General features: G+C 67.1%; 21 protein-coding genes. 13 read left to right on the top strand and 8 right to left on the bottom strand.

Annotation, left to right across the window (positions count from 1 at the left end):
* Positions 1 to 8: 8 nt before the first annotated feature.
* Positions 9 to 623 carry a c-type cytochrome gene (locus CV_RS21770; protein WP_011137932.1) on the bottom strand — a complete coding sequence of 205 codons (615 nt, stop codon included), beginning with the start codon at positions 621 to 623 and terminating at the stop codon, positions 9 to 11.
* A 92-nt stretch (positions 624 to 715) separates the two neighbouring features.
* On the opposite strand from CV_RS21770, the gene yihA reads away from it, so the two are divergent.
* Entirely contained in the window at positions 716 to 1336 is a 621-nt protein-coding gene (yihA, locus tag CV_RS21765) for a ribosome biogenesis GTP-binding protein YihA/YsxC (RefSeq protein WP_011137931.1), read from the top strand.
* Between the two features lie 206 nt (positions 1337 to 1542).
* Here the strand turns inward: yihA and CV_RS21760 are convergent, their stop codons facing one another.
* The 3 genes from CV_RS21760 to CV_RS21750 form a co-directional block, all read right to left on the bottom strand.
* Complete coding sequence (locus CV_RS21760; RefSeq protein ID WP_227590061.1) at positions 1543 to 2355, bottom strand: septal ring lytic transglycosylase RlpA family protein; 813 nt, start codon at positions 2353 to 2355, stop codon at positions 1543 to 1545.
* 103 nt (positions 2356 to 2458) lie between these two features.
* Positions 2459 to 2923 carry a tRNA (uridine(34)/cytosine(34)/5-carboxymethylaminomethyluridine(34)-2'-O)-methyltransferase TrmL gene (trmL, locus tag CV_RS21755; RefSeq protein WP_011137929.1) on the bottom strand — a complete coding sequence of 155 codons (465 nt, stop codon included), beginning with the start codon at positions 2921 to 2923 and terminating at the stop codon, positions 2459 to 2461.
* A gap of 40 nt (positions 2924 to 2963) precedes the next feature.
* Positions 2964 to 3632, bottom strand: coding sequence for a ComF family protein (locus CV_RS21750; protein ID WP_011137928.1), 669 nt, complete (start codon positions 3630 to 3632; stop codon positions 2964 to 2966).
* A 139-nt stretch (positions 3633 to 3771) separates the two neighbouring features.
* Here CV_RS21750 and bioB point away from each other — a divergent pair, with 139 nt between their 5' ends.
* The 10 genes from bioB (at position 3772) to CV_RS21700 (ending at position 14571) form a co-directional block, all read left to right on the top strand.
* Positions 3772 to 4755, top strand: coding sequence for a biotin synthase BioB (gene bioB, locus CV_RS21745; RefSeq protein ID WP_011137927.1), 984 nt, complete (start codon positions 3772 to 3774; stop codon positions 4753 to 4755).
* Between the two features lie 108 nt (positions 4756 to 4863).
* The gene (bioF, locus tag CV_RS21740; RefSeq protein WP_011137926.1) at positions 4864 to 6015 is read left to right on the top strand and encodes an 8-amino-7-oxononanoate synthase; all 1152 of its coding nucleotides are present in this window, start codon (positions 4864 to 4866) and stop codon (positions 6013 to 6015) included.
* Positions 6016 to 6131: 116 nt separating this feature from the next.
* Positions 6132 to 8972, top strand: coding sequence for a bifunctional diguanylate cyclase/phosphodiesterase (locus CV_RS21735; RefSeq protein WP_011137925.1), 2841 nt, complete (start codon positions 6132 to 6134; stop codon positions 8970 to 8972).
* Positions 8962 to 9579 (top strand): class I SAM-dependent methyltransferase, encoded by a 618-nt coding sequence (locus CV_RS21730; protein WP_011137924.1) that lies wholly within the window; start codon positions 8962 to 8964, stop codon positions 9577 to 9579. Before CV_RS21735 ends, CV_RS21730 begins: the two co-directional genes overlap by 11 nt.
* Positions 9580 to 9603: 24 nt before the next feature.
* Complete coding sequence (gene bioH, locus CV_RS21725; protein ID WP_043596933.1) at positions 9604 to 10368, top strand: pimeloyl-ACP methyl ester esterase BioH; 765 nt, start codon at positions 9604 to 9606, stop codon at positions 10366 to 10368.
* Complete coding sequence (gene bioC / locus CV_RS21720; protein ID WP_011137922.1) at positions 10365 to 11273, top strand: malonyl-ACP O-methyltransferase BioC; 909 nt, start codon at positions 10365 to 10367, stop codon at positions 11271 to 11273. The genes bioH and bioC overlap by 4 nt, the downstream gene beginning before the upstream one ends.
* Positions 11274 to 11307: 34 nt before the next feature.
* Positions 11308 to 11874: a GNAT family N-acetyltransferase gene (locus CV_RS21715; protein ID WP_011137921.1), complete on the top strand. Its 567-nt coding sequence runs from the start codon at positions 11308 to 11310 to the stop codon at positions 11872 to 11874.
* Positions 11871 to 12770, top strand: a complete 900-nt coding sequence (locus CV_RS21710; RefSeq protein WP_011137920.1) for a patatin-like phospholipase family protein — start codon at positions 11871 to 11873, stop codon at positions 12768 to 12770. The genes CV_RS21715 and CV_RS21710 overlap by 4 nt, the downstream gene beginning before the upstream one ends.
* 84 nt (positions 12771 to 12854) lie before the next feature.
* Positions 12855 to 13505, top strand: coding sequence for a glutathione S-transferase (locus CV_RS21705; protein WP_011137919.1), 651 nt, complete (start codon positions 12855 to 12857; stop codon positions 13503 to 13505).
* 181 nt (positions 13506 to 13686) lie between these two features.
* Positions 13687 to 14571, top strand: coding sequence for a sterol desaturase family protein (locus CV_RS21700; protein WP_011137918.1), 885 nt, complete (start codon positions 13687 to 13689; stop codon positions 14569 to 14571).
* 58 nt (positions 14572 to 14629) lie between these two features.
* Here the strand turns inward: CV_RS21700 and CV_RS22460 are convergent, their stop codons facing one another.
* Complete coding sequence (locus CV_RS22460) at positions 14630 to 15337, bottom strand: glycine zipper 2TM domain-containing protein (protein ID WP_011137917.1); 708 nt, start codon at positions 15335 to 15337, stop codon at positions 14630 to 14632.
* A gap of 350 nt (positions 15338 to 15687) precedes the next feature.
* Here CV_RS22460 and CV_RS21690 point away from each other — a divergent pair, with 350 nt between their 5' ends.
* Together CV_RS21690 and CV_RS21685 are read left to right on the top strand one after the other, a co-directional pair.
* Entirely contained in the window at positions 15688 to 17058 is a 1371-nt protein-coding gene (locus tag CV_RS21690) for an amino acid permease (RefSeq protein WP_011137916.1), read from the top strand.
* Positions 17059 to 17278: 220 nt separating this feature from the next.
* Complete coding sequence (locus CV_RS21685) at positions 17279 to 18592, top strand: sodium-dependent transporter (protein ID WP_011137915.1); 1314 nt, start codon at positions 17279 to 17281, stop codon at positions 18590 to 18592.
* Here CV_RS21685 and CV_RS21680 read toward each other — a convergent pair.
* The 3 genes from CV_RS21680 to CV_RS21670 form a co-directional block, all read right to left on the bottom strand.
* Positions 18587 to 18910: an AzlD domain-containing protein gene (locus tag CV_RS21680; protein ID WP_011137914.1), complete on the bottom strand. Its 324-nt coding sequence runs from the start codon at positions 18908 to 18910 to the stop codon at positions 18587 to 18589. The two genes, CV_RS21685 and CV_RS21680, sit on opposite strands and share 6 nt — an antisense overlap.
* Positions 18907 to 19617, bottom strand: a complete 711-nt coding sequence (locus tag CV_RS21675; protein WP_011137913.1) for an AzlC family ABC transporter permease — start codon at positions 19615 to 19617, stop codon at positions 18907 to 18909. The genes CV_RS21680 and CV_RS21675 overlap by 4 nt, the downstream gene beginning before the upstream one ends.
* Before the next feature lie 96 nt (positions 19618 to 19713).
* The gene (locus CV_RS21670) at positions 19714 to 20547 is read right to left on the bottom strand and encodes a helix-turn-helix domain-containing protein (RefSeq protein WP_011137912.1); all 834 of its coding nucleotides are present in this window, start codon (positions 20545 to 20547) and stop codon (positions 19714 to 19716) included.
* Positions 20548 to 20563 lie beyond the last annotated feature (16 nt).

The raw sequence follows: 20563 nt of genomic DNA, 5'->3' as shown, positions 1-20563 counted from the left end.
GGCACGGCTCAGCGCAGACCGGAAATGTACTCGGCCACCGCCTTCATTTCGGCGTCGGTCATCCGGCTGGCGATGTCGGTCATCATCAGGTTCTTGCGGTCGGTGCCGGCCTTGAAGTCGGCCAGCTGCTTGGCGACGTAGCCGGCGTGCTGGCTGCCCAGGCGGGGGAACTGGTCGGGCAGGCCCTTGCCGGCGGGGCCGTGGCAGGACATACAGGCGGGCACGTGGCTGGCGGGGTTGCCGACGCGGTAGATCTTGGCGCCCAGCGGCAGCTGCGCCTTGTCGGCGGCTTCGCGGTCCTTGGGCTTCTGCTGGCTGAAGTAGGCGGCCAGGTTGCGCATGTCGTCGTCGGACAGGCCGGCGGTCATGCCCAGCATGGTCGGGTTCTTGCGCTCGCCGCTCTTGAAGGCCTTGAGCTGGCTATACAGATATTGCTGGCTCTGCCCGGCGATGGTGGGATTGGCCGCTGCGACGCTGTTGCCGTCGGCGCCGTGGCAAGCCGCGCACACGGTGTCCACGATCTGCTTGCCTTTCGCCGGGTCACCCTTGGCCACCGGAGAGGCTGCCAGCGTGGTGCCGGCCAGGGTTAGGGTTGCCATCGCCAACAGCATTTTACGTCTCATGGTCGCTCCTTTAGGGTGAGGCCCTAAAATATCTGTAAAAGTAGCAATTCCAAACCTGTTATTCTATACCAATTGATTTCAACCTTACTACCATGTCGATTTTTCAGAACGCCCGGTTTTATACCACCGTCAACCACATGAAGGACCTGCCGGCCACCCGCGCCGAGGTCGCCTTCGTCGGCCGCTCCAACGCCGGCAAGTCCAGCGCGATCAACACGCTGGCCAACCGCACCCGGCTGGCCTACGTGTCCAAGACGCCGGGACGCACCCAGCACATCAACTTTTTCGAGCTGGGCGACGAGTGCTTCCTGGTCGACCTGCCCGGCTACGGCTACGCCGAAGTGCCGGAGGCGGTGCGCGCCCACTGGGTGGAGCTGCTCGGCCGCTACCTGCAGACCCGGCAGAGCCTGATCGGCCTCTTGTTGATTATGGACGCTCGCCACCCGTTGAAGGAGTTGGATCGCAGGATGCTGGAATTCTTCCGCGTCGCCGGCCGTCCGGTGCACATCCTGTTGTCCAAGGCCGACAAGCTGTCGCGCCAGGAGCAGAACAAGGTGCTGGCCGAGGTGAAGCGGGAGCTCGCCGACTATCCGTCGGTCAGCGTGCAGATGTTCTCCAGCCTGAAGAAGACCGGCGTGGACGTGGTGGAGCAGGTGGTGAAGGGCTGGTTCGACGCCTTGCCGCCGCAGGACGACGGCATGGCGGAACTTTGAGCGGCGGGCTCCGCCTAAGCTTGCAGGTGCATCGCACCTCCCGCTTGGCTCCCTGAGCGGGGCCTGAATCGTTGCTATCCAGGCTTTGCCCCGGCTTTCTCGGCCGGGGCTTTTTATTGGGCGCGGCCGGGCGGCGGGCATGAAAAAAGGCGAAGGATGCATCCTTCGCCTTTTGCCCTGTTGCCATACGATTCGTGCGCGGAGCATCACAGACTGGTGATGACGGTCTCCACGTGCAGGTTTTCCGCGGCGCTGCGCACCGCGTCGTCGGACGAGAACGGTCCCAGGCGCACCTTGTACACGCCCTGCTGGTTGACGATGCCGAGCTTGGAGTCGTACTTGTCGTCCATCTCGTCCAGCGTCTTCTGCAGCAGCGCCTCGGCGTTGGCCAGCGTGTTGAACGAGCCCAGCTGCAGATACTTCGGATTGTCCCCGGCCTTCAGCTCCCGGCTCGCAGGCTGGGTTACCGGCTGCGCGGAGGCGGAGTAGGTGTTGTCTTCCGCCGGCCAGACGCGATCGATCGCGATCTTGGCGCTGCCCTGCTGGACGAAGCCCAGCTTGTAGGCGGCGGCGTAGGACAGGTCCATCAGGCGCTTCTTGTGGAACGGGCCGCAGTCGTTGACGCGCACCACCACCGACTTGCCGTTGGTCAGATTGGTCACCCGGGCATAGCTCGGGATCGGCAGGGTCGGATGCGCGGCGGTCATCGCGAACATGTCGTAGCGTTCGCCGGACGACGTCTTGCGGCCGTGGAACTGCTTGCCGTACCAGGAGGCACGGCCGACGGCGTGATACGGCTTTTCACGCACGTCGGGACGGAAGCTCATGCCCAGCGCCGAGTAAGGCAGGTTGGCCGACTTGATAAGCGGCTCGTCCTGCGGAACGGCGTCGGGAACCAGGCTCAGGTTGACCGGGATATGATCGGCCGGACCGTCGTTCTGGAAATAAGCTCCGTTTTTGGCAACGGACTTCTTGTTAGCCGGCGAAGCCGACTGGTTTGTGGCACTGGCCGTCTTCACGGTGGAACAGGCCACAAGCACGAGACTGACAAATAGAAGCCACAGCCATCGGAGAACAGGTTGCATAAACCTCCCTATGCTGTTGGGCCAACCTTGCGAACCGCTATACCCCCCCTTCGAAACCGAGCTGGCGCCAAGCCTCGAACACCGTCACCGCGACGGCATTGGAGAGATTGAGGCTTCTCGACTCGGGACGCATCGGCAATCGAATCCTTTGCTGCGCCGGCAGGGCAGCCAGCACATCTTGCGGCAAGCCGCGGGATTCGGGACCGAACAGAAAAACGTCCCCGGGTTGGTAGGAAATCCGGTCATGGCGCGTAGCGCCCTTGGTCGTCGCGGCGAATATCCGCCGTCCCTGAAGCGTGCGCAGACATGCGTCCCAGTCTTCGTGGACGACGACGCGGGCATACTCGTGGTAGTCGAGTCCTGCGCGCCGCAACTTGGCATCCTCAAGCGGGAAGCCCATGGGTTTGACCAGATGCAGTTCACAGCCGGTGTTGGCACATAAACGAATCACATTGCCCGTGTTGGGCGGAATTTCCGGCTGAAATAGAACAACAGTGAACATCGTTGGCAGGCTGGATTGTTCCAAGGAATCAAAATCTTGGTCAAGTTTTTGGGGAAAACGCCCGGGCAAGCACCCATGCGTCGACCCGTTTCGCGCCCTGTTTTTTCATCATTTTAGACAAGGCGGAGAGGGTTGCGCCGCTGGTGGCGACGTCGTCGACGATGGCGATGGAAAGCCCGTCGCACCGGCGTTTTACGCCGAATGCATGGCGAACGTTTCGCAGTCTTTCGGCCCGGCCGAGCGAGGCCTGCGGCAAAGTGTTGCATTTTCGCCAACACAGATTGTCCGAAAAACGGCTGTTTATTGTATCAGCGAACGCTTTGGCAAGCTCGGAACTCTGATTGAAGCCTCTTTCGGCAAGTCGTTCATTTGCCAGCGGAACGGGAATGACGAAATCGTATTTCGGGGCTTGACAGCGGGCGAATTCAGTGAGCAATCCGCACAGCGCGCCTGCCAGCTGCAGCCGCCGGCCGTACTTGTAGGCGTGGATCAGCCCGTTCAGGGGGTAGCCAAACAGGTAGGGAGCGTGTAGCGCGTCGAAGGCGGGAGGGTGGCGTTGGCAATGGCCGCAAACCGCGCCGCCGATTGTCGGTTCCGCGCAACGCGGGCAGCGTTCGTCCGGCATCCGCGGCAGCATCGCGCGGCAGTCGGCGCACAGGCCTTCCCGGGCCCGAGCGTCGCCGCAGAGCACGCAATGCTGATTAATCATTGAGCAGTTGTCAATTATTAACCTCGATATGTTTGACAGCATGTCGCCAGCCCTCCAAGATTTTGTCGCCTGCCCATCGGAGCAGGATGACGAGCCCATGGTTCGCATTGAAAATGACAAACAGTTATTGGAGCATACGATGCATTCTGCCACGATGGTGTTCAAGCGCGCGGCCACCCCGCACCCGGAAAAAGCCGAATGGAGCGTGGACGACGTGGAGGCTTTGCTGGGGCTGCCCTTCATGGAGCTGGTGTTTCGCGCCGCCGAAATCCACCGCCAGTTCTTCGACCCGACCAAGGTCCAGCTGTCGACGCTGGTGTCGATCAAGACCGGCGGCTGTCCGGAAGACTGCGGCTACTGCCCGCAGTCCGTTCATCACGACACGCCGGTGGCCGACCAGCCGATGATGACGGTGGACGAGGTGGTGGCGGCGGCGCGCCAGGCCAAGGCCAACGGCGCCGGCCGCTTCTGCATGGGCGCGGCCTGGCGCGGACCCAAGGACGCCGATCTGCAGAAGACGCTGGACATGGTGCGCGAAGTGAAGGCGCTGGGCCTGGAGACCTGCGCCACTTTCGGCCTGCTGCGCGACGGCCAGGCCGAGCAGTTGAAGGACGCCGGCCTCGACTATTACAACCATAACCTGGACACCGCGCCGGACAAGTACGGCGACATCATCCAGACCCGGGAGTACGAGGACCGGCTGGACACGCTGGGCAAGGTGCGCAAGGCCGGGCTGTCGGTATGCTGCGGGGGCATCGTCGGCATGAATGAAACCCGCCGCGACCGCGCCGGTCTGATCGTGCAGCTGGCCAATCTGGATCCGCAGCCGGAGTCGGTGCCGGTCAACAACCTGGTGCAGGTGGTCGGCACGCCGCTCGAGGGCGCCGAGCGCCTGGACTGGACGGAATTCGTGCGCACCATCGCGGTGGCGCGGATCACGATGCCGGCCAGCTACGTCAGGCTGTCGGCGGGCCGCCGCGAAATGGACGAAGCCACCCAGGCGCTGTGTTTCCTGGCCGGCGCCAACTCCATCTTCTACGGCGACAAGCTGTTGACGACCGGCAATCCGGACGTGGTGGCCGACCAATCGCTGATGGCTAAGCTGAATTTACAGCCGTTGTAAGAAACGTTAGTAATTCTGCGCTGTCAGCTTAAATGCAAACATATATATAGTATGTCGTGCCGGGGCGGGCTTGCCGCGGTTCGGCTCCTAACCCAACCAGGTACAAGCATGCGTCTACAAGATCTGTCCCCCGGCCTCGGGGAGTTGGACGAGCGCCACCGCCTGCGCAGGCGCGCGACGCTGGAGTCGCCGCAAGGCGATGAGGTCGTCATCGACGGCCGCTCCTATATTTCGTTCGCCAGCAACGACTATCTCGGCCTGGCCGACCACCCGTCGCTGGTGCGCGCGCTGCAGCAAGGCGCCGACCGCTGGGGCGCCGGCAGCGGCGCCTCCCATCTGCTGACCGGCCATACCCTCGCCCACCAGCAGGCGGAAGAGGCGCTGGCCGGCTTCGTCGGCCGCGAGGCCGCGCTGCTGTTCGGTTCCGGCTACGCCGCCAACCTGGCGGTGATCACCAGCCTGGTCGGTCGCGGCGACGCGGTGTTCGCCGACAAGCTCAACCACGCTTCGCTGAACGACGGCTGTCTGCTGTCGCGGGCCGATTTCCAGCGCTTCCGCCACAACGACCTCGCCCATCTCGAGCAATTGCTGGCGGACAGCGGCGCGCCGACCAAGCTGATCGCGGTGGACGCCGTGTACAGCATGGACGGCGACCAGGCGCCGCTGCCGGCGCTGCTGGCGCTGGCGGAGCGCTACGACGCCTGGCTGTACGTCGACGACGCCCACGGCTTCGGCGTGCTGGGCGACGGCCGCGGCTCGGCCGCCCTGCACGGGCTCGCCAGCGATCGGCTGATCTACATGGCGACGCTGGGCAAGGCCGCCGGCTTGGCCGGCGCCTTCGTCGCCGGCTGCCGGCCCTTGGTCGACTGGCTGGTGAACAAGGCGCGCACCTATATCTACACCACCGCCCAGCCGCCGGCGCTGGCGGCCGCGGTGGGCGCCAGCCTGCGGCTGATCGCCGAGGGCGGCGAACGGCGCGAGCGCCTGCGGCAACTGATCTCGCGCTGCCGGCAGCGGCTGGAGGGCACGCCTTACGCCGGCGCGTCGGCCACGGCCATCCAGCCTTTCGTCGTCGGTTCGGACGAGAACGCGGTCCGATTGGCGGAGACGCTGCGGGAACAGGGCTACTGGGTGCCGGCGGTCAGGCCGCCTACCGTCCCGGAAAACGGCGCGCGGCTGCGGATCTCGCTGTCGGCCCGGCATGAGCTTTCCCAATTGGACGCATTACTGGATCTGATGCTGCGGCCAGCGGAAAGCTGACGCGCGCGGCGGCGGACCGGCTCCGCAACCAAGCGAAAACGAGCAGGCCCGGGGCGTTTGCCCCGGGCTTTTGTCTGACTGCGGACTTTCTCGGCGTCCCGTACTACGATACTGACATGAAGAGCACGGCTGAATATCTGGAAGACCCGGAGCAGGCGGCCGATCGCGCGCTGTCGCTGTTGCAGGATCTGGGCGGCTTGAGCGCGGCGGCGGCGTGGGGGCGGAGCGGGGTGATGTGGCGGCGGCTGGCCGGCTTTGGCGACCTCGCCGGTCTGCCCGACGGCGCGGCGCTTGCCGCGGGCGAACGGCCGCCTGCCGGCGGCGCGATGGCGATGCGGGCCGGGGACGGCGCGCTGGGGTGGCTGGCCTGGCAGGGCAAGCCTCCCGGACAGATGGAAACCGTCGCCGAGCTGCTGGCCGGCCATCTGCAGTGCGAGGCCCTGCGCGCCGAGCAGGCGGCGACGCGCGTCGCCAACGAAACCATGCTGGAAATCAGCCTGCTGGCCGGCGAGTGCCCGACGCTGGACCGCTTGCTGCCCCGGCTGCACCGGCTGATGCAGCGCCTGATGGACGCCGACAATTTCTACATCGCCTTGTGCGGCGACGACCGTTCCACGCTGAGCTTCCCATTCTACGCCGACCGGCGCGAGGCCTCGCCGCCCGATCCCGAGCGCGCCTTTCCGATCGCCGGGCCCGACGTGTCGCTGACGGCCTGGCTGATCCGCGGCGGCGCGCCCATGGTGCTGACCGGCGAACGCATCGAGGCGTTGTGCCGGCAGGAGGCGCTGGCGAGGCCGGCGAATCTGCCGGCTTTCTGGATGGGCGCGCCGCTGCGCAACGCGGCGGATGAGCTGATCGGCGCGGCGGTGCTGCAGCGGTACGACGACCAGCCGCCGCTGACCTCGGCCGAGCAGCTGCTGTTCATGTTCGCCGCCCGCCACGTCGGCTTCGCGCTGGACCGCGTGCTCTACCACCGGCGGCTGGAGCGCCAGGTGGCGCTGCGCACCAGCGAGCTGGAGGGCGCCAACGCGCGCCTGCGCGCCGAGGTGGCCAGCCGCAAGCGCGCGGAGAAATTCCAGGATGTGCTGTTCCGCATCGCCGAGCTGTCGAATACCAGCCTGTCGCTGGAGGCTTTCCTCAGCGGCCTGCATCGCCTGCTGCTGGAGATGGTGGCGGCGCGCAACTGCGTGGTGGCCTTGTACGACATGGGCAGCGATCTGATCAGCTTCCCGTATTGCGCCGACGAGTACGCGCCGGCGCTGAAGCCGCGCAAGCCGGGCAAGGGCCTGATCGAGCAGGTGCTGCACAGCGGACGGCCGTTGCTGCTGGACCCGTACGGCAGCCTGCAGGGCATGGCGGCGGCGGAAGGCGCGACGCCGCCCAAGAGCTGGCTGGGCGTGCCGCTGTACTGCGACCACGAGCTGCTGGGCGTGCTGGCGGTGCAGAGCTACGACGGCGACGTGGTGTACGGCTACCGCGACCAGGAGGTGCTGGAGTTCGTCGCCAACCACATCGGCACCGCGCTGGCGCGGGTGCGCGCGCTGGAAAGCCTGCAGCACGCCTACGCCGACCTGGAGCAGCGGGTGCGCGAACGCACCAGCGAGCTGGACGCGGTCAACGCCCAGCTGGAGTTCGACAGCCTGCACGATCCGCTGACCAAGCTGCCCAACCGCAACTATTTCTCCAAGGCGCTGCGCCGCGCCTGGGACGCCTATCTCGACGGCGGCGACCGTTTCGCCGTGGTGTTCATCGACTTGGACCGCTTCAAGCTGGTCAACGACACCCTGGGCCATCTGGCGGGCGACCATCTGCTGTTCGAGGCCGGGGCCCGCATCCGTTCCTGCCTGCGCCATTACGATTTCCTGGCCCGGCTGGGCGGCGACGAGTTCGCGGTGCTGATGTTCGGCATGGACGCGGTGGACGAGTGCGAGGTCATCGCCCGCCGCATCGTCAGCGAGTTCGAGCGGCCGGTGGTCCTGGCCGGGCGCGAGGTGTTCTCCACCGCCAGCGTCGGCGTGGTGCTGGCCGACAGCGAGCACTATCACAAGGCCGACGACCTGCTGCGCGACGCCGACCACGCGATGTACTGCACCAAGCAGCAGGGCCGCCAGGGCTACACCTTGTTCAGCCACCAGCTGCGGATAGACCAGGCCGACCAGCTGGCGCTGGAAACGGAGCTCCGGCGCGCGCTGGAGGAAGAGGGCCAGCTGGTGCCCTACTACCAGCCCTTCATCGCCGCCGCCACCGGCGCGCTGGCCGGCTTCGAGACGCTGGTGCGCTGGCAGCATCCGCAGCGCGGGCTGGTGTCGCCCGGCGTGTTCCTGCCGGTGGCCGAGGAGAGCGGGCTGATCACCCGGCTGGACCGCTACATGATCAACGCCGCCTGCGCCCAGCTGCAGGCCTGGCGCGCCGAGGGGCGGGTGGGCGAGGGCATCGCGCTGCACATCAACCTGTCGTCGGCCAATTTCCGCGACCCGGACCTGGTCGGCTGGATAGGCGAGCGCATCGCCCATTACCGGCTGCCGCCGGCGATGCTGCACCTGGAAATCACCGAGAGCGCGCTGATCGACCAGCCCGAGGCCGCCGCCACCGCGATGCAGGCGCTGCACGGCCTGGGCGTCAGGCTGGCGCTGGACGATTTCGGCACCGGCTATTCGGCGCTGTCCTATCTGCACCGCTATCGTTTCGACGTGCTGAAGATAGACCAGTCCTTCGTGTTCGATCTGGACCGCAAGCAGGAGTCGGTGGCCATCGTCCGCGCCATCCTGGCGCTGGCGCGGGCGTTGGACCTGGAAGTGGTGGCCGAGGGAGTGGAGACCGCCAGCCAGTCGGCGATGCTGAAGGAGATGGGCTGCGGCATGCTGCAGGGCTTCCATTTCGCCGCCCCGGCGCCGGCCTGGGCGCTGGACTGGGACAAGCTGGCGCGCTTCGCGGAGGGGCCGGGCCGTGTGGCGTGAGTGGTCGACCCGCTTCAACCGCTGGCGCTACGACCTGTACGCGCCGGTGTACGACAAGGTGGCCCAGGGCTTCGCCCGCCATCGCCGCCGCGCGATAGGCCTGCTGAATCCGCAGCCGGACGAGCGTGTGCTGCTGGTCGGCGCCGGCACCGGGCTGGATCTGGACTTCCTGGTGCGCTGCCGCCGCGTCGCCGCGATCGACATCGCGCCGGCGATGCTGGCGCGGCTGCGCGAGCGGGCGGGCAAGCTGGGGATGGAGGTGGACGCCAGGGTCATGGACGGGCAGAGGCTGGATTTCCCCGACGGCAGCTTCGACGCGGTGGCGCTGCACCTGGTGCTGGCGGTGATTCCCGACCCGCGGGCCTGTCTGCTGGAGGTGGAGCGGGTGCTGAAGCCGGGCGGCCGGGTGGTGGTGTTCGACAAGTTCCTGGCCGACGGCAAGCGGCCGCCGCTGTGGCGGCGCGCCGGCAATGCGCTGGCCCGAGCGGTCGCCACCGACATCAACCGCCGCCTGGGCGACATCGTCGCCGTCACCAAATTGCAACCGTTTCATGACGAAGATGCCGGCTTCGGAGGTTTCCTTCGCATCGTACTCTTGCGAAAATAGCGTTTTCGCCCAATTTATCCGCACATGAATCTGTTTGTCGAAACGCTGGGCCAGGGGCCGGACGTGGTCATGCTGCACGGCTGGGGGCTGCACGGCGGCGTGTTCGCCCGCGTGGCCGAGCAACTGGCGACGCGTTTCTGCGTCCACCTGGTGGATCTGCCGGGCCACGGCGCGTCGCCGGCGCTGCCGCGCTTCGACGCCGACGCGGTGGCCGATCTGCTCGCCGCCCATTTCCCCTTGCCCGCGCAGGTGGTGGGCTGGTCGCTTGGCGGCCTGATCGCCCAGCACTGGGCCGCCCGCCATCCGGACAAGGTGAAGAGCCTGGCGCTGGTGGCCACCAGCCCGCGCTTCGTCCGCGACGAGACCTGGCCGCACGCGCAGGCGCGCGCATCCATCGAGGCGGTGGCGCAGAGCCTGGACGGCGCGTTCGAGCAGACGCTGGAGCGCTTCCTCGCCTTGCAGATGATGGGCGCCCCGTCGGCGCGCGACACGCTGAAGGCCTTGCGCGGCGAACTGTTTTCCCATGGCCGGCCGCAGGGCCTGCTGCCGGCGCTGGGGCTGCTGCTGGAGGCCGACGCGCGCGCGCTGGCCGGCCGCATCCAGTGCCCGGCCGCGCTGTTCTACGGCGCGCGCGACGCCATCACCCCGATCGGCGCCGGCCGCTGGCTGGCCGAGTCGCTGCCCGACGCCGTCCTTTATGAATTCCCGCAAGCGTCGCACGCCCCCTTCCTGTCGCATGAACAGGATTTCGTGCGCGCGCTTGCCGAGCATCTGGAAACCCAGGCATGAGTGAAGCGTTTTACACCGACAAGGCGCGCGTGCGCGCCTCGTTCGAAAAGGCCGCGGCCAGCTACGATTCCGCCGCGGTGCTGCAGCGCGAAGTCTCCGACCGCATGGCGGAACGGCTGGACTACATCAAGCACCAGCCGGCGGTGATCCTGGACGCCGGCGCCGGCACCGGTTACGGCGCGGCCGAGCTCCGGCGGCGCTATCCGCAGGCGCGGGTGATCGAGCTGGACCTGGCGCACGCGATGCTGCTGGCCTCGCGCGAGCGCGGCCGGGCCGGGGACGGCCTGTTGAAGAAGCTGTTCAAGCCCAGCCTGCCGTGGCAGATCAACGCCGATATCGAAAAACTGCCTTTGGCCGACGCCAGCGTCGACATGATCTGGTCCAATCTGACCATCCAGTGGATCAACGTGCCGGACAAGATGTTCGCCGAGCTGCGCCGGGTGCTGAAGCCGGACGGCATGCTGATGTTCTCCACGCTGGGGCCGGACACGCTGTCCGAGCTGCGGGCGGCATTCGCCGGCGTGGACGGCGCCACCCACGTCAACCAGTTCATCGACATGCACGACATCGGCGACGCGCTGATGCGCGCCGGCTTCGCCGAGCCGGTGATGGACATGGAGAAGATCGCGTTGACCTACGACGACGCCCGCGCGGTGATGCGCGACCTGAAAGCCATCGGCGCGCACAACGCCACCGCCGGCCGCGGCCGCGGCCTGATGGGCAAGCAGGCCTGGCGCAAGGTGGAAGAAGCGTACGAGCGCTACCGCCGCGACGGCAAGCTGCCCGCCAGCTACGAGGTGGTGTACGGCCACGCTTGGAAGGGCACCGAAAAAAAACTGGCCAAGATCAGCGACGACGGCCGCCAGGTGATCGAATTCGTCAAGAAAGCGCCGCGGGCCGATTGAGCGGAAACCGGCGGAGCGGAAAGGAAGCCGCTGAATGAATGTGGAAATCCGCAGCGCCCGCCGCGAAGACGCGGCGTGTCTCGCCGCCCTGTCGATACAGGTGTGGCTGAGCACCTATGCCATCGACGGCATCCGCCAGGCCTTGGCCGATTACGTGCTGACGGAATTCACGCCGGAAAAGATGGCGGCCTTGATCGCGGATCCGGCGCGCCAACTGCTGGTGATGGAGAAAGACGGCCATCTGCTGGGTTACGCGCAATTGAAACTGGATGAAGCCTGCGCCGGCTGCGACGACCCGTCGTCGGAGCTGGAGCGGCTTTACCTGGTGGAGAGGCACACTGGGCAAGGACTGGTGCGGCGGCTGATGGCGGCGGCGCGGCAATGGGCTGCAGCACAGCCCGGCCAGCCGCGTCTGTGGCTGAGCGTATGGCACGGCAACGCCCGCGCCATCGCCTTCTACCACCGGCTGGGCATGGGCATCCACGGCGAAACCCATTTCGAATTGGAGGGCGCGCGGCATCTGAATTACGTGATGCTGGATCCCGCGCCCGTTGGGGCGGCCCGAAGGCCGCCGATGTCTGAAAGACCGATGCAATCATGATTAGCAAGAGCATTTTACGTCCCGCGCTGCTGGCCGGGATCGCCTCCCTGTTGTCCGCCTGCATGACCGCCACGCCGCCGGACAGCGGCCAGGCCGCCAAGCCGCTGCCCAAACCGAAAATCGCGCTGGCGCTCGGCGGCGGCGCGGTGAAGGGCTTCGCCCACATCGGCGTGATCAAGGTGCTGGAAGGCGCCGGCATCACGCCCGACATCATCGTCGGCACCAGCGCCGGCAGCGTGGTCGGCAGCCTGTACGCATCCGGCCTCAACGGCATGCAGCTGCAGCAGCGCGCGATCGCGCTGGACCAGGCCGACCTGACCGACTGGACGCTGTCCACCAAGGGCGTGCTCAAGGGCGAGAAGCTGCAGAACTGGATCAACGCCCAGGTGGGCAACCGACCGCTGGAGAAGCTGAGCCGGCCGTTCGCCGCGGTGGCCACCGAGCTGGATTCCGGCCGCCGGGTGGTGTTCCGCGTCGGCAACACCGGCCAGGCGGTGCGGGCCTCGGCCAGCATTCCCAATGTGTTCCTGCCGGTGAAGATAGGCGGCAAGAGCTATGTCGACGGCGGCCTGGTCAGCCCGGTGCCGGTCAGCGCCGCGCGCGAGATGGGCGCGCAGTTCGTGATCGCCGTCGACATCACCGGCCGTCCCAAGGCCGGCCGCGCCACCGGCTTCCTGTCCATGCTGGACCAGAGCCTGAGCATCATGAACGGCCCGGCGCTGACGCAGGAGCTGAAACAGGCCGATGTGGTGATCCACCCGAACGTGCTGAACATCGGCGCGGCCGAATTCGAGGCCCGCAACCAGGCGATCCTGGAAGGCGAGAAGGCGGCGCAGCAGATGTTGCCGCAGATCCGCCAATTGCTGCAGCAAAAGACCCTGGCGCTGGCTAAATAAGGGAATAGGCTGGATGATGTAGGCCGCGCGCCGATGCCCGGTCCCGCATCGGCGCTTGTGAACCCATCGCTATTTGGAGTCGGCATGATCAAACTGCACGGTATCCCGCTGTCGCCTTACTACAACAAGGTGAAGATCGCCCTGCTGGAGAAGGGCGTCAATTTCCAGGAAGTGGTGGCGACGCCCTCGCAGGAGGAGGCGCTGCTGGAAAAGAGCCCGATGGGCAAGATTCCTTTCGTCGAGATCAACGGCCACCCGCTGGCCGAGTCCACGGTGATCCTGGAATGGCTGGAGGATGCCTATCCCACCGCCTCGCTGCTGCCGCCGACGCCGAACGGCCGGGCGCTGGCGCGAGAGCTGACCGCGATGCTGGAGCTGTACGTGATGCTGCCGGCCAGCCCGCTGATCCGCCACATGCTGAAGGGCACCAAGCCCGAGCCGGAGAAGTGCGAGGAAATCCGCCAGGCGCTGGCGCGCGGCATCGGCGCGGTGGCCAAGCTGGCGCAGTACCGTCCCTGGCTGGCGGGAGAGGATTTCAGCTTCGCCGATCTCAGCGCCGCCGGCATCCTGCCGGTGGTGGCGCGTTTGAGCCAGGCCTTCCTGGGCGAGGACATGACCCTGCGGCTGGAGGGCTGTGCCGATTATCTGCGCCGCTTGGGCGAGCGTCCCAGCGTGGCCAGGGTGTGGAGCGAGCGCGACGCTTCGCTGGCCGCCTTGATGGCTAGGCGCGACTGAGCGGCGCCGTCGCCATCGCGCGGCCTGGCGGCTGTTCCGCATATTGCGGGGCGGCCGCTTTTCATATGGCATTCCCGCCACAGCGGCGCGGGAATGCGCGCGCGCGGCCTTCCGCCAGTTGACAGCATCGCCGGGATAGAGCTTAAACTCCAATCAAGTGTTTGCTCTATGGTGGGCCGCAATGAAATTTCCGGTTGAACTGATTCTGCTGGCGCTGGCGCCGGTGTTCCTGCTGTTTGTCGCCTGGGAGCTGTGGCTGTTCCGGCGCCAGGGCCGGCTCGGCCTGTACCACTGGCGCGATTCGCTGTGCAGCGCGGCCTTGGGCCTGCTGCACCAGGGCGCGGACAAGCTGGCCTGGGTGCTGGTGCTGCCGCTGTACGGCTGGATCTACCAGCACCACCGCCTGTTCGATTTTTCCGCTGGCTGGCTGAGCTTCTTCCTGCTGTTCCTCGGCCAGGATTTCCTTTATTACTGGTTCCACCGCGTCAGTCACCGCGTGCGCTGGCTGTGGGCGGCGCACAGCGTCCACCATAGCTCGACGCGGATGAATTTCACCACCGCCTTCCGCCAGAGCCTGATGTATCCGCTGGCCGGCATGTGGGCGTTCTGGCTGCCGCTGGCCTGGCTGGGGTTTCCGCCCGAGCAGGTGGTGGCGGTGGTGCTGCTCAACCTGGCCTTCCAGTTCTTTGTCCATACCCAGGCCGCGCCCAAGCTGGGCTGGCTGGAATACGTGTTCAACACCCCGTCCATACACCGCGGCCACCACGCCAAGAACCCGCGCTACATCGACCACAACTACGCCGGCGTGCTGGTGGTCTGGGACCGGCTGTTCGGCACCTATGCCGAGGAGCTGGACAGCGATCCGTGCGACTACGGCACGGTGAAGCCGGTCAACAGCTTCAACCCGCTGTGGGTCAGCCTGGTGGAGTGGCGCGACATGCTGGCGGAAGCCTGGCATGCCCGGAACTGGCGCGATCGGCTGGTGCTGCTGTTCGGACCGCCGGAGGCGGCGGAGAAAGTGGCCGAGCGGCAGCGCGCCGGCGAGGCGAGGCGGGCGGCGGCCTGAGGCGCGCAAGCAAGAAGGCCCGGCGATGCCGGGCCTGGTCTTGGCGGATGAGCCGGAATCAGATCAGCAGCTTGCCGTCCTTGGCCGGCAGCGTCTTGCCCTTCGGCTTTTCGTCCATGCGCACGGTGCCGGTCTTGCCGTCCAGCGAGTAGCGCACGTTGTAGCCGACGATCTTCTCGGTCTTCACGTCCTCGGTGTTGCAGATGGTGCGGGTGCCGGCCACCTGGTCGCGCTGCTGCATGCCTTCCTGCACCCGGTTGCCGGCATAGCCGCCGGCCAGCGCGCCGATCACGGTGGCCGCCTTCTTGCCGTTGCCGCCGCCCACCTGGTTGCCGAGCAGGCCGCCGACCACGCCGCCGATCACCGAGCCGGCGATGCGGTTTTCATCCTGCACCGGCGCCTGGTGCACCACCTGCTCCTGGTGGCAGACCTGCTTGGGCTCGGTGCCCGCTTCGCGGATCGGGGTCACGCCCAGGATTCGGGCGTGGGTGGCATGAACCGGCTTCGGCTTCGGCGCCGGCTCCGCTTTGGGGACCGCGGCGGCGGCGGGCGTAGACGCCTGCGGCGCCGCTTGCGCGAGGGTGGACGAGGCCGCGCTGGGCGCGAGCGCCTGGATGGCCGGAGCGGAAGCCTGGGCCAGCGGCGCGCTGGCGACGACGGCGGTTTCCGGCTTCGACGACTTCATGGCCTGGATGCCGGCCACGCCCACCGCGCCGAGCGCGATGCCGCCGCCGAGCACGCTGGCGATCAATACCGATTGTTTCATTGTTCTCTCCCTGAGGTGACGCACTGGGTCACTCATGCCTTCGACTGAGATTATCGACAAACAGTTGCAACAGCTGTGTGTGCCATTTGTCACTGCAGGTAACCGAACGTTCGTGCCTGGGATCAGCCGGTTGGCGCGGGAAATTCGCAGCTAGATAGGCCTGATTCGGCAATTTATGGTTTGAAATTTCAAATAATGGGGAATTTTATTTTTAAAATGCAATCATTAGGCATATTTTGGGCATTTATATTGTATCCAATGGTTTGACGGCAACGCCGTGCCGATGTTTAGATGAACGCGCACCTGTCCGGGCGCGCGTTCGGCGCCCGCACCTCAACGGAGAATTCATAGTGAGCGAAGCCCACACCGGTTTGCAGCGCGAGCTGAAAAACCGCCACATCCAGCTGATCGCGCTGGGCGGCGCCGTCGGCACCGGCCTGTTCCTCGGCTCGGCCAGCGTCCTGAAGTCGGCCGGCCCCTCGATGATCCTCGGCTACGCCATCGCCGGCTTCATCGCCTTCATGATCATGCGCCAACTGGGCGAGATGGTGGCCGAGGAGCCGGTCGCCGGTTCGTTCAGCCACTTCGCCTACCGCTACTGGGGCCGCTTCCCCGGCTTTCTGTCCGGCTGGAACTACTGGGTGCTGTACGTGCTGGTGAGCATGGCCGAGCTGACCGCGGTCGGCGCCTACGTCCAGTACTGGTGGCCGCACGTGCCGGCCTGGCTGACCGCGCTGGTGTGCTTCGTCTGCATCAACGGCATCAATCTCGCCAACGTCAAATCCTACGGCGAGACCGAATTCTGGTTCGCGCTGATCAAGGTGGCGGCGGTGATCGGCATGATCCTGTTCGGCGGCTACCTGCTGCTGTCCGGCAGCGGCGGCCCGCAGGCCTCGGTCAGCAATCTGTGGAACGACGGCGGCTTCTTCCCGCACGGTGTCAAAGGCCTGTTCATGATGATGGCGGTGATCATGTTCTCCTTCGGCGGCTTGGAACTGATCGGCATGACCGCGGCCGAGGCGAACGACCCGCAGAAAACCATCCCCAAGGCCGTCAACCAGGTGATCTACCGCATCCTGATCTTCTACATCGGCTCGCTGGTGGTGCTGCTGTCGCTGTACCCGTGGAACAAGGTGGCCGCCGGCGGCAGCCCCTTCGTGATGATCTTCGAGCAGATCGGCGCCGGCTTCACCGCGCACGCGCTGAACTTCGTGGTGCTGACCGCCGCGCTGTCGGTGTACAACAGCTGCGTGTACGCCACCAGCCGCATGCTGTTCGGCCTGGCCCGACAAGGCAACGCGCCGCGGGCGCTGGGCAAGCTGGACACGCGCGGCGTGCCGGTGTACGCCACGCTGTTCTCCGCGGCGGCCACTTTCGCCTGCGTGATCCTGAACTACCTGCTGCCGGGCGAGGCGCTGGGCCTGCTGATGTCGCTGGTGGTGGCCGCGCTGGTCACCAACTGGGCGATGATCAGCCTGACCCATCTGAAGTTCCGCCGCGCCAAGGGCGGCCAGAAGCTGGTGTTCCCGTCGTTCTGGTTCCCGCTGTCCAACTGGATCTGCCTGGCCTTCATGGTGATGATACTGGGCATCCTGCTGTTCACGCCGGGCATGGCGGTGTCGGTCTACGTGCTGCCGGTGTGGCTGGGCCTGCTGTGGCTGGGCTTCCGCTTGAAGAAACCCTCGCCGGCCGAGGCCAGGCTGGCCGGAGAGAACGCCTGAGCGCGCATGCCGGGCTTGACGCCTGCGGGCGTTAACCGGCATGCTTGAGCCATGATGAAGCAGATTATTTCACTCCAGACCCAGTATGGGTGGTGGCGCGGCTAAGCCGGCGCGCCAGGGGTGTTCACATCCGCTTTCCGGGCCGCCGTCATGGGCGGCCTTGTTGTATCCAGCTTTTTATCCCCATGCGGCGGCAAACTGTTCCAACTCAGGAGTTGTCATGCCACGCACGCAATGGGGTTCCCGCCTCGGTTTCATTCTGGCTTCGGCCGGCGCCACGGTGGGCCTCGGTTCCATCTGGAAATTCCCCTATGTCACCGCCATGAATGGCGGCGGCGCCTTCCTGCTGGTCTATCTGGCCTTCACCTTCACCCTGGGGCTGGCCTTGCTGCAGGCCGAGCTGGCGCTGGGCCGCGCGGCCGGCTGCGGCGCGGTCGGCGCGTTCTCCCGGCTGGGCTCGCCGCGCTGGAAGCTGCTGGGCTACGGCGGCGTGCTGTGCTGCTTCCTGATATTTTCCTTTTACAGCGTGGTCGGCGGCTGGACGCTGGGCTATCTGCTGCGCGCGCTGGACGGCCGGGTGATGAGCGATGACGCGGGCGCGCTGGCCGCGCTGTTCGGCCAGTACGTCGGCGATCCTGCCGAGGCGCTGCTGACCCACGCGCTGTTCGCCGGCCTGACGCTGCTGGTGGTGGCGGGCGGCATCCAGAAGGGCATAGAGCGCGCCGGCAAGCTGCTGATGCCGCTGCTGTTCCTGCTGATGCTGGCGCTGATCGTCCGCGCCGTGACGCTGCCCGGCGCGATGGCCGGGGTGGCGGCGCTGTTCCGCCCCGATTTTAGCCGGCTGACGCCGGGCATGCTGGTGGAGGCGCTGGGCCTGGCCTGCTTCTCGTTGTCGGTGGGCGCCGGCTGCATGTTGGCTTACGGCTCCTACCTGGGGCCGGGCACCCGGCTCGGCAATTCGGCGCTGTGGGTGACCGGGCTGACCGCGCTGACCTCGGTGCTGGCCGGCTTGATGATCTTTCCCGCCATCTACGCCTTCGGCCTGAATCCGCAGGCCGGCCCGGGCCTGACTTATATGGTGATGCCGGTGGTGTTCAACCATCTGCCCTACGGCCAGCTGTTCGCGACGGCCTTCTTCGCGCTGCTGCTGATGGCGGCGCTGACCTCGGCGGTGTCGCTGCTGGAGGTGGTGGCCATCCTGCCGATAGACGAATTCGGCGTCGGCCGGCGCCAGGCCACGCTGGCGGTGACCGCGCTGGCCTTCCTGGCCGGCGTGCCGGCGGCGCTGTCCTTCGGTCCGCTGGCCGATTGCAAGCTGTTCGGCCGCACCGCGTTCGAGCTGATGGACTACGCCGCGTCCAATGTGCTGCTGCCTTTGGGCTGCATTGGCACCGCGCTGTTCGCCGGACGGGTGGCGTGGCCGGCGGTGCGCGACGAGCTGCGGCTGTCCGCGCCGGCGGCGACGCTGATGCGCGGCGCCTGCCGCTGGCTGGCGCCGCTGCTGATAGGCCTGGTGCTGGCCTACAACCTATAGCAGCCAGCGCAGCGCGCCGTAGACGGCGAAGCTGACCACGATGGCCAGCAGCGTCTTGCCGTTTTTCCAGGCGACGGCGATGGCGACGATGGTGCCGACAAGGTAGGCGTTATGCCAGGACAGGTCGATGCTGCCGGCCGGCGCCAGCGCCATCGGCGCCACCAGCGCCGACAGCACCGCCGCCGGCACGTAGTGCAGCGCGCGGTTCAGCCAGCCGGGAAACGCCAGCCGCTGGCCGAAGACCAGGAAGCTGGCGCGCACCGCCAGCGTGGCGGCCAGCATGCCGGCGATGGCCGCCCAGTGTTGCCATCCGTTCATGCGGCCTCCCGTTTCTGTCCGCGTTCAACCATCATGCCGGCGGCGACGCCCGCCAGCGCGGCCAGCATCAGATCCAGCTTGTACGGCAGGCCGCGCGCCAGCAGCGCCACCGCGCCGGCCGCCAGCGCCGCCGCCAGCGTCGGCCGCTTTTTCAGCTGCGGCGCGACGATGGCGGCGAAGGTGGCCACCATCGCGAAATCCAGCCCCAATCGGTCCAGTCCCGGCACCGAGCGGCCCAGCGCCACGCCGGCCAGCGTCCACAGCTGCCAGTTCAGATACATGGACAGCGACGATCCCAGCCAGTACCACTGGCCGCCCTCGGCGCCCAGGCTGCGAAAGCGGTGCTCGACCACGGCGAAGGTCTCGTCGGTGAGCCAGAACGCCAGCGGCCAGCGCCAGGCCAGCGGCCATGGCCGCGCGTAGGGCAGCAGCGTGGCGCTGTACAGCGCGTGGCGCAGATTGACGACGAAGGTGGTCAGCCAGATCACCGGCAAGGCGGCGCCGGCGGAAACCAGGCTGACGGCGATGAACTGCGAGGAGCCGGCGAAGACCAGCAGCGACATCGCCGCCGTCGCGGCGGGCGACAGGCCGGCGGCGATGGCCAGGGTGCCGAAGATCAGGCCGAAGGGCGCGGCGCCCACCATCATCGGGACGGTGTCGCGCGCGCCGTCCAGCAGCCAGCGGCGGCGGTCGGGCAAGGAGGGCATGGCGGAATCCTGCGTGCGGCGGGGCCGGACATCGGCCCCCTGTCGCTGATGATGGCGCAGGCCGTCCGGCCTGTCTTGAACGATTTTGCGGGCGGTTCAGCCGGCGCGCGCGCCCACGGCCTTCTGATAGGCGGCCGGCGTGACGCCCAGCGCCTGCTGGAACGCGCGGGTCAGGTGCGGCTGGTCGGCGAAGCCCAGCTCCAGCGCCGCCGCGCCGGGGCGCATGCCGGCGGCCAGCAGCTTGCGGGCGCGCGCCACCCGCAGCTGGTTGCGCCAGGCTACCGGCGGCAGCCCGGTTTCGCGCTTGAATTGGCGGCACAGCTGCCAGGGCGACAGGCCGACCGCCGCCGCCAGTTGTTGCAGCGAGTGATTGGCGGCGGGATCGTCGGCCAGCATCTGCCTGACGGTCTCCACCGCGGTGGGAGCCGACGCTTGCTCGTCCGGCTGCAGCCGCATGTATTTGACCAGTACCTCGCTGAACACTGCGGCCAGCGCCGACTCGCGCCGCAACGCGTCGTGGCTGTCGCGCAGCAGCAGGTGCAGGCCGTCCAGCCGGCCCGCCAGGCCGGGATCGACCACCACGGTGTCGCGGAAATAGGGCAGGCCGGCCTTGCCGTTCAGGTCGGCGGCCAGGCCGCCTATCATGTCGACGCCGGGATAGAAGCCGCGATAGGCCCAGCCGTTTTCGTGGGCGGTTTCGCCGGTGTGCACCTCGCCGGGATTGATCAGCACCAGCGCGCCGACGCCGGCGCGGTGCAGGCCGCCGCGGTGGCGGTAGGACTGCGCGCCCAGGGTCAGCGTGTTGACGACGAATTCTTCGTGGAAATGGGGCGGGAAGGTCCGCTCGGCGTATTGCGCGTCCAGGCATTCCAGCGCGCCGAGGTCGTCGGCGCGGAACAGTTCGGAACGTTCTTGGGCGGGAGCGGGCATGGCGGAACGGATAGCG

It is taken from the genome of Chromobacterium violaceum ATCC 12472, assembly GCF_000007705.1.
GTDB lineage: Bacteria > Pseudomonadota > Gammaproteobacteria > Burkholderiales > Chromobacteriaceae > Chromobacterium > Chromobacterium violaceum.
This window is presented reverse-complemented; position numbering and strand designations above follow the sequence as displayed.

Bases quoted from the DNA above. Each gene is read 5' to 3' on its own strand.
- CV_RS21680 (WP_011137914.1), bottom strand. From the start codon at position 18,910: ATGAACGGATGGCAACACTGGGCGGCCATCGCCGGCATGCTGGCCGCC.
- CV_RS21685 (WP_011137915.1), top strand. From the start codon at position 17,279: ATGCCACGCACGCAATGGGGTTCCCGCCTCGGTTTCATTCTGGCTTCG.
- CV_RS21715 (WP_011137921.1), top strand. From the start codon at position 11,308: ATGAATGTGGAAATCCGCAGCGCCCGCCGCGAAGACGCGGCGTGTCTC.
- CV_RS22460 (WP_011137917.1), bottom strand. From the start codon at position 15,337: ATGAAACAATCGGTATTGATCGCCAGCGTGCTCGGCGGCGGCATCGCG.
- yihA (WP_011137931.1), top strand. From the start codon at position 716: ATGTCGATTTTTCAGAACGCCCGGTTTTATACCACCGTCAACCACATG.
- CV_RS21670 (WP_011137912.1), bottom strand. From the start codon at position 20,547: ATGCCCGCTCCCGCCCAAGAACGTTCCGAACTGTTCCGCGCCGACGAC.
- CV_RS21735 (WP_011137925.1), top strand. From the start codon at position 6,132: ATGAAGAGCACGGCTGAATATCTGGAAGACCCGGAGCAGGCGGCCGAT.
- CV_RS21750 (WP_011137928.1), bottom strand. From the start codon at position 3,632: ATGATTAATCAGCATTGCGTGCTCTGCGGCGACGCTCGGGCCCGGGAA.
- CV_RS21710 (WP_011137920.1), top strand. From the start codon at position 11,871: ATGATTAGCAAGAGCATTTTACGTCCCGCGCTGCTGGCCGGGATCGCC.
- trmL (WP_011137929.1), bottom strand. From the start codon at position 2,923: ATGTTCACTGTTGTTCTATTTCAGCCGGAAATTCCGCCCAACACGGGC.
- CV_RS21705 (WP_011137919.1), top strand. From the start codon at position 12,855: ATGATCAAACTGCACGGTATCCCGCTGTCGCCTTACTACAACAAGGTG.
- CV_RS21700 (WP_011137918.1), top strand. From the start codon at position 13,687: ATGAAATTTCCGGTTGAACTGATTCTGCTGGCGCTGGCGCCGGTGTTC.
- CV_RS21675 (WP_011137913.1), bottom strand. From the start codon at position 19,617: ATGCCCTCCTTGCCCGACCGCCGCCGCTGGCTGCTGGACGGCGCGCGC.
- CV_RS21770 (WP_011137932.1), bottom strand. From the start codon at position 623: ATGAGACGTAAAATGCTGTTGGCGATGGCAACCCTAACCCTGGCCGGC.
- bioB (WP_011137927.1), top strand. From the start codon at position 3,772: ATGCATTCTGCCACGATGGTGTTCAAGCGCGCGGCCACCCCGCACCCG.
- bioH (WP_043596933.1), top strand. From the start codon at position 9,604: ATGAATCTGTTTGTCGAAACGCTGGGCCAGGGGCCGGACGTGGTCATG.
- bioF (WP_011137926.1), top strand. From the start codon at position 4,864: ATGCGTCTACAAGATCTGTCCCCCGGCCTCGGGGAGTTGGACGAGCGC.
- bioC (WP_011137922.1), top strand. From the start codon at position 10,365: ATGAGTGAAGCGTTTTACACCGACAAGGCGCGCGTGCGCGCCTCGTTC.